Below are 14,445 nucleotides of genomic sequence, written 5' to 3' on the forward strand. Positions count from 1 at the left end.
ATAACAGCCTAAGATATTTGGAGTTCAGAGAGGGTGCGTTTGATTTTCAAACTTCGCAACAGAACCGATGACACTATCGTTCTTCATCAACGTAAGTTAGATTTGTTGAAAGAGCAGAAAAAAGGATTTCTACAAAAAATGTTTGTTTGATATTTTAAATAGAAAAGAGAGATAAAGTGAAGTTTTTAAATTTTTTGAACTATAAATATTTAAACTGGGTATTATATGGTATTACATTATTTTTTATTATTTATTACTTTTTTACCGATGATGATATTTTTTTAATTTTAGCAATACTTTTTCTTGTTTCATCTAATTTTAGTGATAACTTAATTGAAGTTCTTACAGAACCAGAAATTCGGTCTATGACGGATGAAGAACAACAGATTATTAAAGCTATGATTTCGGAAAATAAGAAAGACGTAGTAGTTATCAAAAAGATTAGAGAGTATACAAATTTAGGTGTTTTACAAGCCAAAAAAGTATATGAAAAAAAAAAAAGGGTCTATAATTACAAATTAGATAATACATTAGAAGCTGGAGACAAGATTGTCTAGATAATGTGTGAGATAAAATTTTTGGCAGGTTATCATACATAAGACAAAATGTTTTTAAAACTGATAACGTATTTATTCCACAACAATTACGCATTTATTTCTGAGAAAAATATAAAGCAGGAGGATTACAATGCTGAAAACTTATTCCTTAACAAAAGATACATTATTAGTTTCGTCAGAATCAAATATCAAAAATTCTTCTGTTGTTTATGTTTATGGTGACGAACGAGAATATATCGAATCTTCTGAACATAAATATGACTTTAAAATAGGCAATATACTAACGTTTGATGATCGAGTTGCATATGACACGATGATAGATAAGAACGATGAAAAAAGTTTGCTCGTAAGTTTTTTGTTTCCCGAGGTACATGAAGGTGGGCATCTAGATACCCTGACGACATCTGTTGTTTTCTTGGTATTTAAAAATAAGTTGATAATTTTTACAAAACAAAAATTAAAATTCATTCCCGAACTCTTATCCAATATGGTTTTACGTGATGTCAATCATTTCGTGGAGGAAGTACTTTTAAAGATCATGCAAAAAGATTTCTATATGATGCTTAACGACCTTCGTGGAGTCAAGGAAAAAATTGATGATTTAGACTCAGAAATATCAACGTCCGGTTCACTCAAACCAACGTTTGGTGATTTATTGACTCTTCAAAAATACATGATAGCTTTGTCAACAACTTATAAAGCTAACCATAAAGCGCTTGATTTCATTAAAAAAAATTTCACAACTATTGACGATATTGATTTTAGTACTAAAAAAATAATTGATGATTTATACGATACAAGTGATACAATGGATAGAATCATTTTAAGTTACAGCCAATATTTGGACAAATTGGAAAATATGATAAACAATATGATTTCGTATCAGCTAAACATGATTATGAAAACCCTAACCGAGATATCAATTGTTTTGACTATTCCAGCAATTATTTTTGGCTTTTGGGGAATCAATGTCCATGTCCCGTTTGAAAAGTCTTCTTATGGTGTTTTAGCCGTATTGATTATCTCTGCTATACTAAGTCTAATTTGCTGGCTTTTGATGCGACGCAAAACATATTTGTAAAGTATTTGTGATACCCTAATATGATTTAAAGCAGAATTTCTTTGTTGACTTTTTAAAAGGCTGATTCCTTTCAATAATTTAATAGCTTCAGCGGCTGCTCAGAAGTCAATAAATTGGACTATTTTTATTCAGTTACTTAGGCAACATTTGAGATACGATTGCGATTATAAAAATTGATATACCAACCAATGGCTGCTTGGAAGACTGACATATTAGCCTCGATATCATCGAATAACTAAATACAGAAAAATACAATAAATATTATCAAACTAGGGACTATACTAGAAAACATCAGTACATTCCTTAACTCAGGGTCTATAATTAGAAAATCGCCCCTTTGAAAACTGATTAAAACAGCCCCCATTATCTAGTGACTAGATAATGGGGGCTGTTTTTTTGTTAAGTGATATAATAAACCATAAAAGAAGTTTAGAAATACGGTCCTGGTCATCAATAAATAAACAATTTAATTAATTATTTATTTAATTATTTAATTTCAGAAAGGTATACATGAATCATGGTGCAACAAATTGTCCTACCCATCAAAGACTCCAGCGTCTTAAAGATGGTACAAGATACACTTCTCGATAGTTTCCGTGCTGGTCGCCGAAATTACACCGTTTTTCAAGTTGGTAAGGCCACGCTACTACGTGTGAGTGATGTCATGACATTAAAAAAATCAGATGTCTATAATCCAGACGGCTCTGTCAAAAATGCAACCTTTATTCATGATAAAAAGACCGGTAAAGCAAACACGTTATATTTAAAGCCTGTTCAGCAAGACTTGTTGCAATATCATGATTGGCTGGCCCAAGAAAATATCAATTCTGAGTGGTTATTTCCCTCGACAGCCCATTATGATCTTCATATCACTGAGAAGCAGTTTCATAAGGTGATGGCGCATGTTGGTGATCTCTTAGGAATCAACTTGGAAGACAAAGAGAAAAAATTGCGAGTCAGAAAACCGTTTTGAGATATGAACAGCATTTGCCTTCACGCCTTAGCGATTTTAAATAATAGCCTTGAAAGTGATTATGGAAAAGCCCTCTACGCTCAATGCAAAATTGACGTAGAAACTATTTTTGATCGATTGAAAGGTGTATTTGGTATGTGAAGAACCCATGTCAGAGGCAAGAACGTTGCACCTACTGACATTGGAATGATGCTTATGAGCATGAATCTAACCAAATTATCCCTTGAGGCTAGAAGAAAAGCGGAAGCTTTTCAACACAAAGCAGCCAAAAATAAAAAACGCGACGAAGCAATCACATTTATGATTATTCATCGCGTTTTTTATATTTAGAGCTAGTTATTTGCTAGACCCACTATTTACAGATGAAACGTTTATCACCTTTGGTTTTGGGCATTTAGTGGAATTAGCAGAACCAGGTCATTATGACGAAAAGTGGCAAAATTGGAAACTTGAATCTTTGCCGATTTTTCCTGATCGATACGATTTTGAAGTTGCAAAAGATAAGGGAAAGCAGTTTAAAATTGTTGCAGAACTTCTCAAAAAGGCAAATACAATTATTGTTGCAACAGATAGCGACAGAGAAGGTGAAAATATCGCCTGGTCGATTATCCATAATGCAAATGCCTTTTCAAAAGATAAAACATTTAAAAGACTATGGATCAATAGCTTAGAAAAAGATGTGATCCGAAGCGGTTTTCAAAATTTGCAACCAGGAATGAATTACTATCCCTTTTATCAAGAAGCGCAAACACGCCAAATTGCCGATTGGTTGATCGGCATGAACGCAAGCCCTTTGTATACGTTAAATTTACAACAGAAGGGCGTACAAGGTACATTTTCACTAGGACGTGTTCAAACGCCCACCTTATACCTTATTTTTCAGCGCCAGGAAGCCATAGAGAATTTTAAAAAAGAACCTTTTTTCGAGGTGGAAGCTAAGTAAAACAAGGGTCATTTAAGGGCGTTCTAAGCCCCACACAGCGTTTTAAAACCCAAGAGGAGCTTTTTAGCTTTTGTTTCTTCTAAACAAGCTAAAATAGGCAATCAAGAGGGGATAATTGCTGATGTTCAAACCAAAGAGAAGAAAACGAATAGTCCGAGTTCGTTTTCTTTAAGTAGTTTGCAATCAAAAGTCAATCAGCTTTATAAAGCGACAGCGAGCCAAACTTTAAAAGCTATGCAAGGACTGTATGAAGCAAAATTATTGAGTTATCCAAGAACAGATACACCATTTATTACAGAGAACGAATTTGCTTATTTAAAAGCGAATTTTGGCAAATATAGCGGTTTTTTAGGACTTGATCTTGAAATGTTGTTATCATTGATAATGATACGTTCAAACAACAGCACCCAAATTTTGACGAATTAGTGAAACTCTATGAAAAAGACGTAGTAAAACATGCAACATCCTATTCTAATCAGCTGGTAAAGCTTAATTAGGTTATATAAGCTTGAAAATAAAGGGTTTGTCCAATATGGACAAGCCTTTTTCTTATGTTTTGCCACAGATTTGCCACACTTATTGTGTAAGAGTATCAAGGATAGGTATAATTTGATACTTTGTTTTTTTAGTGATGTGCAAATAAATTTCTGTTACACGACTACCTCTAGAATGCCCTACACGGTCTTGAATTGCTTCTAGGGGTATTCCTTACTCTGCTAAGAAACTAATATGCGTATGACGGAATATATGGGTCGTAATATGTTTATTAAAACTAAGTTTATTATCAATATCAATTCCTGCTCGTTTTGGATTACCTTTTCGATTTAATTTTCCATTTTCAGGTGAGTTGAGGAAATTGTTAAGGACACTATAATGAAGAGGTGTTCCATTATAGTCGGGTTTATGACGACTTTTGGAAGTAAAAATCCATCCATTATCTTTATAATCAGGATTGAATCTCATATGTTGGTGATTTAACTCAATTTCCTCTTTAAGAATTTCTATAGCCCTTTTAGATAATTGGACATTTCGGTAACTTTGTAAGTTTTTTACATTACCTTCATAGCTATTTTCTGCAGCTCCTCCGTGAGTGGACTGACTAATGATGATATTTTGCTTTTCAAAATATTGATAGGCACCAATATTTTGGAGTTTCGACTCTGTAAGTCAACAGGGCCATTAGTTAGAATACCTATTGGGATGCGGTTTTTATGTAGAGCCAGCAGTAGTTGATGTATCTCAGGAATCATCGTAATCTGATCGAGTTCATATTCATAGTCAGCTTGGAAGTCTAGAGCTTCTGTCCTAGAAATACTATCGATGCCAAATTCTTCCATAGTCTTCTGACAGCGAAAAATTCTAAGCTGCTCAATACTGATGAGTTTTTTCGTGTATTTAGGAAAAGCAACATCAGACCAATATCTGAAACGTTTGTAAATGTTATCTATTTGTTGGATATCAATCGTTGGAAAACATTTCTCAACGCTACGTTTAAAGGGGAGTTGATGGTCATAAAGAGTGTCATCAAGGTCAAAAACAATATTTTTATAAGTCATAATTCTAGTCCGCTTTTAAAATAGTAGTGTACTGGCTAAATTCCTCTAAGTGTTGAGGGCTAATCTGGTTATCTGTAATGATGGTATCGAGTTGATCTAGATTATAGAAGTTAAAGAAATCGTATCGATCGAATTTAGTACTGTCTACTAATAAGAATTTTTCTACAGCATTGTTTAGGGCAAGTTGTTGAATCACACCTTCCTTGTCACTATATGTAGCAATAGAATTATGGGTAACAGCATTTGCACTAACAAAAGCTTTGGCAAATCTAATTGCTTTTAAATTTGTCGAAGCCATTGAACCTACAAAAGCTCCAGTTATTTCTCTATATTCACCGCCAAGAAGCAATAAATCAATGGTTTCGCTATCATTTAGAATCAAGAACACAGGGAGACTATTTGTAATGACACGAATTTTATAACCTTTACGACCTTTCAATTCTAATGCCAGTTGTTCAAGTGTAGTTCCAGGTCCAATAAAAATAGTATCGCCATCTTTGATTAAAGAGCAGGCTTTTTTAGCAATGTCAATTTTTTCTTTTGTATTTAGACTTTTCTTCTCGATATGTGTCTTTTCAAGTGGCTTTTTAGAGGAAAGCAATTGTGCACCACCATGAGTACGTGTTAAAAGTCCATCAGCTTCTAGAGCATCAAGGTCTCTACGGGCTGTCATATCGGAAATATCTAGTTCATCTATTATTTCTTTTATGGTTATGGTCCCATCAATCTTTAACATATCTAAAATTTTTTCTAATCGTCGTTTTTTGTTCATATGAAGACCCTTCTTTCATAAAGTAATTTTTTTCCAAAGATAATTCTCTTTTAATTGTATCATAAAAGACAATATTTTCAAGGTAAAACAAACAATTTCAAACAAAAACAAATGTTAGATGATGAAATAAGAACAGAGGATTGACGTATATTAGCTTAGGTCAGATTTTGTATAAGACGAAAATAAAGTAGGACCTCTTAATCAGTAAGTTATAGAAAGTAAAAGACTTTTGTAATACTTGAATAGATATTTCACGTCCATTTTGTGATGGATTAAATGAACAAAAATGAACAATAATTTAACGGTGTTATCTATTTTTTAAAAAAACAAATAAAAAAAACAAAAAATAAACAAAAAAAGTGTTGCTTTTTGTTTGAATGATTGATATTATATAAACAAAGAAATGATGAAAACGTTTTTTCGAACATTTTGCAAAATGTTTTCTACTTCTACGTAGCATTTCTTTCTAAAATTTAGGAGGTGGTCAAAATGGCTATTGTTGTTGGTGCAGATCTCAAAGGTACGAGATTAAAAGATGTTGTGAAAAATTTTCTTGTAGAAGAAGGTTTTGAGGTAATTGATGTGACTAAGGACGGACAAGATTTTGTTGATGTTACCTTGGCAGTTGCCTCTGAAGTAAATAAAGATGAGCAAAACTTAGGTATTGTAATTGATGCTTATGGAGCTGGTCCATTCATGGTAGCAACTAAAATTAAAGGTATGGTTGCAGCAGAAGTTTCAGATGAACGCTCAGCTTATATGACACGTGGACATAACAATTCACGAATGATTACGGTTGGCGCTGAAATCGTCGGTGATGAGCTTGCTAAAAACATCGCTAAAGGTTTCGTCAATGGTAAATATGATGGCGGACGTCATCAAATCCGAGTAGATATGCTTAACAAAATGTGTTAAGAAAAGGAGTTAAGGAATGAGAATCGCAATTGGATGTGACCACATTGTCACAGATGAAAAAATGGCAGTATCAGAATTCTTGAAATCAAAAGGACATGAGGTCCTTGATTTCGGGACATATGACCACGCACGTACTCACTACCCTATCTATGGTAAAAAAGTCGGTGAAGCAGTAGTAAGTGGTCAAGCAGACTTGGGAGTATGTATCTGTGGTACAGGTGTCGGCATTAACAATGCAGTCAATAAAGTTCCAGGTGTTCGCTCAGCGTTGGTTCGTGATATGACATCAGCTATATATGCAAAAGAAGAGTTAAATGCGAATGTTATCGGTTTCGGTGGAAAGATTACTGGTGGTCTTCTTATGAATGACATCATTGAAGCTTTCATTGAAGCTGAGTACAAACCAACAGAAGAAAATAAAAAATTGATTGCAAAAATCGAACACGTTGAAACACATAATGCACATCAAGCAGATGAAGATTTCTTTACAGAATTCCTTGAAAGATGGGACCGTGGTGACTACCACGATTAAGGTATAACAAATGATTCTGACAGTCACACTAAATCCTTCAGTAGACATCTCTTATCCTCTAGAAACATTGAAAATTGATACAGTGAATAGGGTGAAAGATGTTAGTAAGACAGCTGGTGGAAAAGGCTTAAATGTTACTAGAGTCTTGTATGAATCTGGTGATAAAGTTACTGCTACAGGTTTCTTAGGTGGTAAAATTGGTGAATTTATTGAAAGCGAATTAGAACAATCTCCTGTTAGTCCAGCTTTTTATAAAATCTCAGGAAACACTAGAAACTGTATTGCTATCTTACACGAGGGTAACCAAACAGAAATTTTGGAACAAGGACCAACAATTTCTCATGAAGAAGCAGAAGGCTTTCTTGACCACTATAGCAATCTTATTAAACAATCAGAAGTTGTGACAATTTCAGGAAGTTTACCTTCAGGACTTCCCAACGATTATTATGAAAAACTTATCCAACTTGCTTCGGATGAAGGAGTAGCAGTCGTTTTGGATTGTTCAGGTGCACCTCTTGAAACAGTTCTAAAATCGTCGGCTAAACCTACTGCCATCAAACCTAATAATGAGGAACTTTCACAGTTGCTTGGAAAAGAAGTAACAAAAGATATTGAAGAACTCAAAGACGTTCTTAAAGAGTCACTTTTTAGTGGTATCGAATGGATAGTGGTCTCATTAGGTCGAAACGGTGCCTTTGCAAAACATGGTGATGTTTTCTATAAGGTAGATATTCCTGATATCCCAGTTGTTAATCCAGTCGGATCAGGGGACTCAACGGTAGCTGGTATTGCATCAGCTTTAAATAGTAAAAAAAGTGACGCTGACTTATTAAAACATGCGATGACATTGGGTATGTTAAATGCTCAAGAAACAATGACAGGGCATGTGAATATGACTAATTACGAAACACTAAACTCACAAATTGGAGTAAAAGAGGTATAAAAATGGTACTTACAGAACAGAAACGCAAATCTTTGGAAAAAATTTCAGATAAAAACGGTGTTATCTCAGCTTTGGCATTTGACCAACGTGGTGCTTTGAAACGTTTGATGGCACAGTATCAAGATACAGAACCAACTGTAGCTCAAATGGAAGAACTAAAGGTTTTGGTTGCTGATGAACTTACAAAATACGCTTCTTCAATGTTGCTTGACCCTGAATATGGACTTCCAGCAACAAAAGCATTGGATAAAGAAGCAGGTCTTCTTCTTGCCTATGAAAAAACAGGTTATGATACATCAAGTACAAAACGTTTGCCTGACTGCTTGGATGTTTGGTCTGCAAAACGTATCAAAGAGCAAGGCGCTGATGCCGTTAAGTTCTTGCTTTACTATGATGTAGACAGCTCAGATGAACTTAACCAACAAAAACAAGCTTATATTGAACGTGTTGGTTCTGAATGTGTCGCTGAAGATATTCCTTTCTTCTTGGAAATCCTTGCTTATGATGAAGAAATCTCAGATGCAGGTTCTGTTGAATATGCAAAAGTGAAACCTCGCAAAGTCATTGAAGCGATGAAAGTTTTCTCTGATCCACGCTTTAACATTGATGTTCTTAAAGTAGAAGTACCAGTTAACGTTAAATATGTCGAAGGTTTTGCTGATGGTGAAGTAGTTTACAGTAAAGCTGAAGCTGCTGACTTCTTTAAAGCACAAGAAGAAGCGACTAACCTTCCATACATCTACCTAAGTGCAGGTGTATCTGCTAAATTGTTCCAAGAAACATTGCAATTTGCTCACGACTCAGGTGCCAAGTTTAATGGTGTGCTTTGTGGACGTGCTACTTGGGCAGGATCTGTAGAACCTTACATCAAAGAAGGTGAAAAAGCAGCACGTGAATGGTTGCGTACTACTGGATTCGAAAATATTGATGAACTTAACAAAGTTCTTGTTAAAACAGCTAGTCCATGGACTGATAAAGTATAGTAAAAACATAAAACGGAGGATATTGTTATGAACAGAGAAGAGATGACTCTCTTAGGGTTTGAAATTGTTGCTTATGCTGGAGATGCTCGCTCTAAACTTTTAGAAGCGCTTAAAGCGGCTGAAAATGGTGATTTCGCTAAGGCAGATAGTCTTGTAGTAGAAGCAGGAAGCTGTATTGCAGAGGCTCACAATTCTCAGACAGCTATGTTGGCTCGAGAAGCTTCTGGGGAGGAACTTCCATACAGCGTTACCATGATGCATGGTCAGGACCACTTAATGACTACTGTCTTATTAAAAGATGTGATTCATCACCTCATCGAACTTTATAAAAGAGGAGCAAAATAATGCATAAACTCATTGAACTTATTGAGAAAGGGAAACCGTTCTTTGAGAAAATCTCTCGAAACATCTATCTTCGTGCTATTCGTGATGGATTTATCGCTGGTATGCCAGTCATCCTTTTCTCATCTATCTTTATCCTTATTGCCTATGTCCCAAATGCTTGGGGATTCCACTGGTCAAAAGACATTGAGACCTTCTTGATGACTCCTTATAGCTATTCGATGGGTATCCTAGCATTCTTTGTTGGTGGTACTACCGCTAAAGCTTTGACGGACTCAATGAACCGTGACCTACCTGCGACCAATCAGATTAACTTCTTATCTACGATGCTAGCGTCTATGGTAGGGTTCCTTTTGATGGCAGCTGAGCCTGCAAAAGAAGGAGGCTTCTTGACAGCCTTCACGGGAACAAAAGGTCTTTTGACAGCATTTATTGCAGCCTTTGTGACAGTTAATGTTTACAAGGTCTGTGTGAAAAATAATGTTACTATTCGTATGCCTGAAGAGGTTCCACCAAATATCTCTCAAGTATTTAAAGACTTGATTCCATTCACTGTAGCGGTTGTTCTCCTTTATGGATTTGAACTCATTGTTAAGGGAACTCTTGGTGTAACCGTTGCAGAATCAATCGGTACCCTTCTTGCTCCTCTCTTCTCAGCTGCAGATGGTTACCTTGGAATTACACTTATCTTTGGTGCTTATGCCTTCTTCTGGTTTGTTGGTATCCACGGTCCTTCAATTGTCGAACCAGCAATCGCTGCTATCACTTATGCCAATATCGATGCCAACTTGCATCTTATCCAAGCTGGACAACATGCAGATAAAGTTATCACTTCTGGTACTCAAATGTTTATTGTTACCATGGGTGGAACAGGAGCTACATTGATTGTTCCATTCTTGTTCATGTGGATTTGTAAATCAGAACGTAACCGTGCCATCGGACGTGCCTCAGTTGTTCCAACATTCTTTGGGGTTAATGAGCCAATCTTATTTGGTGCACCAATCGTATTGAATCCGATTTTCTTTGTACCGTTCATTTTCGCTCCGATTGTCAACGTTTGGATCTTTAAATTCTTTGTTGACACATTGAACATGAACTCATTCTCTGCCAACCTTCCATGGGTTACTCCTGGTCCGTTGGGAATTGTACTCGGTACTAACTTCCAAGTTCTATCATTTATCTTAGCCGGACTCTTGGTAGTTGTTGATACTATCATTTATTACCCATTTGTTAAGGTATACGATGAACAAATTCTTGAAGAAGAACGTTCTGGTAAAACAAACGATGCTCTTAAAGAAAAAGTAGCTGCAAACTTCAATACTGCTAAAGCAGATGCCGTTCTTGGAAAAGCAGGCGTTGCTAAAGAAGATGTAGCAGCAAACAATAATATCACAAAAGAAACTAATGTCCTTGTTCTTTGTGCAGGTGGAGGTACAAGTGGCTTGCTTGCCAATGCCTTGAACAAAGCAGCAGCAGAATACAATGTTCCAGTCAAAGCGGCAGCGGGTAGTTACGGTGCTCACCGTGAAATGTTGCCAGAGTTTGACTTGGTTATCTTGGCTCCACAGGTCGCTTCAAACTTCGATGATATGAAGGCTGAAACGGATAAATTGGGCATTAAACTTGCAAAAACTGAAGGAGCTCAATATATCAAATTGACACGTGATGGACAAGGTGCTCTTGCATTTGTTCAACAACAGTTTGATTAATAAATTTGTAAAAGTTATTTGAGACGAGATTATTCTTTCAATTCCTTATAATATTGTTAACCATATCATTGCATTTCATTTCCTTGGTTTCCGGAACTCAGAATATCGTCTCAAATGCTTTTTTTGAAAGGATTTATAGTTATGACTAAAACACTTCCTAAAGATTTTATTTTTGGTGGTGCTACAGCTGCTTATCAAGCAGAAGGTGCGACTCACACGGATGGTAAAGGCCCAGTTGCATGGGATAAGTATCTTGAAGACAATTATTGGTACACAGCAGAGCCTGCAAGTGATTTTTACCATAAATATCCTGTTGATTTAGAATTAGCTGAAAAATATGGCGTTAATGGTATTCGTATTTCAATTGCCTGGTCTCGTATTTTCCCAACTGGCTATGGCGAAGTAAATGAAAAAGGTGTTGAATTCTACCATAATCTTTTTGCCGAGTGCCACAAACGTCATGTTGAGCCATTCGTGACTTTGCACCACTTTGACACACCAGAAGTTCTTCACTCAGATGGAGATTTCTTAAACCGCGAAAATATAGAACACTTTGTAGATTATGCCGCTTTCTGTTTTGAAGAGTTCCCAGAAGTAAACTACTGGACAACTTTCAATGAAATTGGCCCAATTGGAGATGGTCAATACTTGGTTGGTAAATTCCCTCCAGGCATTCAATATGATCTTGCCAAAGTCTTCCAATCACACCACAATATGATGGTTTCTCATGCACGTGCTGTGAAATTGTATAAAGATAAAGGTTATAAAGGCGAAATTGGTGTAGTACATGCGTTGCCAACCAAATACCCTTATGATCCAGAAAATCCAGCAGATGTTCGTGCCGCTGAGTTAGAAGATATCATCCATAACAAATTTATCTTGGATGCAACCTACCTTGGACACTATTCAGATAAAACGATGGAAGGGGTCAACCACATCCTAGCTGAAAATGGTGGAGAACTTGATCTTCGTGATGAAGACTTCCAAGCACTTGAAGCAGCTAAAGATTTGAACGATTTCCTTGGTATCAACTACTACATGAGTGATTGGATGCAAGCCTTTGATGGTGAGACTGAAATCATTCACAATGGTAAGGGTGAAAAAGGAAGTTCTAAGTACCAGATTAAAGGTGTTGGTCGCCGAATCGCACCAGATTATGTGCCTAGAACGGATTGGGACTGGATTATTTATCCTGAAGGCTTGTATGACCAAATCATGCGAGTGAAAAATGATTATCCAAACTACAAGAAGATTTACATCACTGAAAACGGTCTTGGATACAAAGATGAGTTTGTAGATAATACCGTTTATGATGATGGTCGTATTGATTACGTGAAGAAACACTTGGAAGTTTTATCAGACGCAATTGCGGATGGTGCAAATGTTAAAGGTTACTTCATCTGGTCACTTATGGATGTCTTCTCATGGTCAAACGGATACGAAAAACGTTATGGACTATTCTATGTAGACTTTGACACGCAAGAACGCTATCCTAAGAAATCAGCTCATTGGTATAAGAAAGTAGCAGAAACTCAAGTGATAGAGTAATATTACTTGAAAATGTAAAAAATTGTTATCCGATACTTTAGAAAAAGTACAACACTTATTTAGACCAGGCTTTGAAAAGGTATATATTGTTAGTTTCGAAGATTGTCCTATGATTCCTGAGCTTGAAGCTACCCCGTTGCTAAAATGTGGTAAATGGTATGTTTCAACTGGAAAAGAGTGGATTTGCCATTCTGATTTAGAGTTATCAGCATTTGAGTGGGAATTTTTACAATCACTCGATGTAGAAATACGTGAGACTATTCACTTCGAGGTAAATTATTTGCCTTTCCAATAATAAAAAGAAAGGAATTAGTTGTGACTATCGAATTAAAAAACGAGTATCTTACTGTTCAGTTTAAAACACTTGGTGGTCAACTGACTTCGATTAAAGACAAGGATGGGATAGAGTATCTCTGGCAAGCTGATCCAAATTATTGGAATGGACAGGCGCCTATTCTATTTCCTATCTGTGGTAGTTTACGAAATGATTGGGCTATTTATAGACCTCAAGAAAGACCCTTTTTTACAGGTCTTATTCGTAGACATGGTTTTGTTCGAAAAGAAGAATTTATTCTGGAAGAAGTCAATGATAATAGCGTGACCTTTAGTATTAAACCAAATGCTGAGATGCTTGATAATTACCTATATCAGTTTGAACTGAGAGTTGTTTATACCTTGAATGGTAAATCAATTAGAACCGAATTTCAGGTAACGAACTTGGAAATGGAAAAAACAATGCCTTACTTTATTGGAGCCCATCCAGCATTCAATAGTCCTTTAGTAGAAGGTGAAAACTATGAGGATTATTATATTGAATTTAGTGAGGTTGAGTCTTGCTCGATACCAAAGAGTTTTCCTGAGACAGGATTATTAGATTTGCAAGATCGGACACCTTTTTTGGAAAATCAAAAAATTCTCGATTTGGACTACTCACTTTTTTTCCATGATGCCATTACACTTGACCAGCTCAAGTCTCGTAGCGTAACGCTTCGGTCAAGGAAGTCTGGTAAAGGTCTTCGAGTAGATTTTGATGATTTTCCGAACTTGATTCTGTGGTCTACAACTAATAAAAGTCCATTCATTGCTTTGGAACCTTGGAGTGGTCTCTCCACTTCACTTGAAGAAGGTAATTTCTTAGAAGATAAAAGACAGGTAACGAAAATTTCACCTCAAGAAACTTCTAGAAAAATCTATGATATTACTATCCTTAATTAAAATTTGTTATTATTTGAGTCTTCAATAAGATTTGAATACTCTTACCTTGTGATGATAGATTGGTCTTCTCCGTGCCAGTCTTACATCGCAAGGTTTTTAAGTTTTTTGTGGGTCTATGTCAACTGTAGTGGGTGACGAAAAGCTAATATCTAAAGACAGTCTGGTAGTAAAAAATAAGATTATTTACTACTTCTTGATTTAAAATAATAGTGGAGCCATTAATTTGTGGCAAATTTAATTTAATATTTTGCCTCAAATTAGCCACACTTTTTATAGAACTAAGAGGAAAAATGAAATTTTCTTCCTATTAATATAGTTGTTTGAAATCTTAAATATAGCGTTTTGGAATGGCAACAGTTTTTTTGACAAATTTTAT

At 35.7% G+C, this 14,445-nt stretch carries 14 protein-coding genes and 3 pseudogenes; 15 read left to right on the forward strand and 2 right to left on the reverse strand.

The features are described 5' to 3' along the window. Positions 1 to 60 precede the first annotated feature (60 nt). The 6 genes and pseudogenes from HMPREF2961_RS15865 to HMPREF2961_RS15575 form a co-directional block, all read left to right on the forward strand. Positions 61 to 150, forward strand: a pseudogene (locus tag HMPREF2961_RS15865) (type I restriction endonuclease); the annotation flags it as partial. 26 nt (positions 151 to 176) lie between these two features. After that, entirely contained in the window at positions 177 to 557 is a 381-nt protein-coding gene (locus tag HMPREF2961_RS01675) for a hypothetical protein (RefSeq protein WP_002303242.1), read from the forward strand. A 130-nt stretch (positions 558 to 687) separates the two neighbouring features. Further along, entirely contained in the window at positions 688 to 1,638 is a 951-nt protein-coding gene (locus HMPREF2961_RS01680; protein ID WP_002303241.1) for a magnesium transporter CorA family protein, read from the forward strand. A 517-nt stretch (positions 1,639 to 2,155) separates the two neighbouring features. After that, entirely contained in the window at positions 2,156 to 2,611 is a 456-nt protein-coding gene (locus HMPREF2961_RS01685) for a tyrosine-type recombinase/integrase (protein ID WP_002303240.1), read from the forward strand. Positions 2,612 to 3,008: 397 nt separating this feature from the next. Beyond that, positions 3,009 to 3,821, forward strand: a pseudogene (locus HMPREF2961_RS15570) (DNA topoisomerase); the annotation flags it as partial. A 98-nt stretch (positions 3,822 to 3,919) separates the two neighbouring features. Beyond that, positions 3,920 to 4,042: pseudogene (locus tag HMPREF2961_RS15575) on the forward strand (zeta toxin family protein); the annotation flags it as partial. A gap of 561 nt (positions 4,043 to 4,603) precedes the next feature. On the opposite strand, the gene HMPREF2961_RS15580 reads toward HMPREF2961_RS15575, so the two are convergent. Continuing rightward, complete coding sequence (locus HMPREF2961_RS15580; RefSeq protein ID WP_002305103.1) at positions 4,604 to 5,110, reverse strand: HAD family hydrolase; 507 nt, start codon at positions 5,108 to 5,110, stop codon at positions 4,604 to 4,606. 4 nt (positions 5,111 to 5,114) lie between these two features. Further along, a complete protein-coding gene (locus HMPREF2961_RS01705) occupies positions 5,115 to 5,882 on the reverse strand; it encodes a DeoR/GlpR family DNA-binding transcription regulator (protein WP_002290556.1) in 768 nt (255 codons plus the stop codon). A 489-nt stretch (positions 5,883 to 6,371) separates the two neighbouring features. Here HMPREF2961_RS01705 and lacA point away from each other — a divergent pair, with 489 nt between their 5' ends. From lacA to HMPREF2961_RS01750, 9 genes are all read left to right on the forward strand, one after another. Next, positions 6,372 to 6,797: a galactose-6-phosphate isomerase subunit LacA gene (gene lacA / locus HMPREF2961_RS01710; protein ID WP_002290555.1), complete on the forward strand. Its 426-nt coding sequence runs from the start codon at positions 6,372 to 6,374 to the stop codon at positions 6,795 to 6,797. A gap of 16 nt (positions 6,798 to 6,813) precedes the next feature. Further along, entirely contained in the window at positions 6,814 to 7,329 is a 516-nt protein-coding gene (gene lacB, locus HMPREF2961_RS01715; RefSeq protein WP_002290554.1) for a galactose-6-phosphate isomerase subunit LacB, read from the forward strand. Positions 7,330 to 7,339: 10 nt separating this feature from the next. After that, positions 7,340 to 8,272 carry a tagatose-6-phosphate kinase gene (gene lacC, locus HMPREF2961_RS01720; RefSeq protein ID WP_002290553.1) on the forward strand — a complete coding sequence of 311 codons (933 nt, stop codon included), beginning with the start codon at positions 7,340 to 7,342 and terminating at the stop codon, positions 8,270 to 8,272. A gap of 2 nt (positions 8,273 to 8,274) precedes the next feature. Continuing rightward, positions 8,275 to 9,255: a tagatose-bisphosphate aldolase gene (lacD, locus tag HMPREF2961_RS01725; protein ID WP_002290551.1), complete on the forward strand. Its 981-nt coding sequence runs from the start codon at positions 8,275 to 8,277 to the stop codon at positions 9,253 to 9,255. A gap of 27 nt (positions 9,256 to 9,282) precedes the next feature. Then, positions 9,283 to 9,600 (forward strand): PTS lactose/cellobiose transporter subunit IIA, encoded by a 318-nt coding sequence (locus HMPREF2961_RS01730; RefSeq protein WP_002290550.1) that lies wholly within the window; start codon positions 9,283 to 9,285, stop codon positions 9,598 to 9,600. Beyond that, a complete protein-coding gene (locus tag HMPREF2961_RS01735; RefSeq protein WP_002290549.1) occupies positions 9,600 to 11,306 on the forward strand; it encodes a lactose-specific PTS transporter subunit EIIC in 1,707 nt (568 codons plus the stop codon). Before HMPREF2961_RS01730 ends, HMPREF2961_RS01735 begins: the two co-directional genes overlap by 1 nt. 141 nt (positions 11,307 to 11,447) lie before the next feature. Beyond that, on the forward strand, positions 11,448 to 12,854 hold the full coding sequence (lacG, locus tag HMPREF2961_RS01740) for a 6-phospho-beta-galactosidase (protein WP_002290548.1): 1,407 nt from the start codon (positions 11,448 to 11,450) through the stop codon (positions 12,852 to 12,854). 22 nt (positions 12,855 to 12,876) lie between these two features. Next, positions 12,877 to 13,149 (forward strand): DUF3884 family protein, encoded by a 273-nt coding sequence (locus HMPREF2961_RS01745; protein WP_002305107.1) that lies wholly within the window; start codon positions 12,877 to 12,879, stop codon positions 13,147 to 13,149. Between the two features lie 20 nt (positions 13,150 to 13,169). Further along, positions 13,170 to 14,069, forward strand: a complete 900-nt coding sequence (locus HMPREF2961_RS01750) for an aldose 1-epimerase family protein (RefSeq protein WP_070703828.1) — start codon at positions 13,170 to 13,172, stop codon at positions 14,067 to 14,069. The last annotated feature ends 376 nt before the right edge of the window (positions 14,070 to 14,445 follow it).

Source organism: Enterococcus sp. HMSC076E04 (genome assembly GCF_001814285.1).
Lineage (GTDB): Bacteria > Bacillota > Bacilli > Lactobacillales > Enterococcaceae > Enterococcus_B > Enterococcus_B lactis.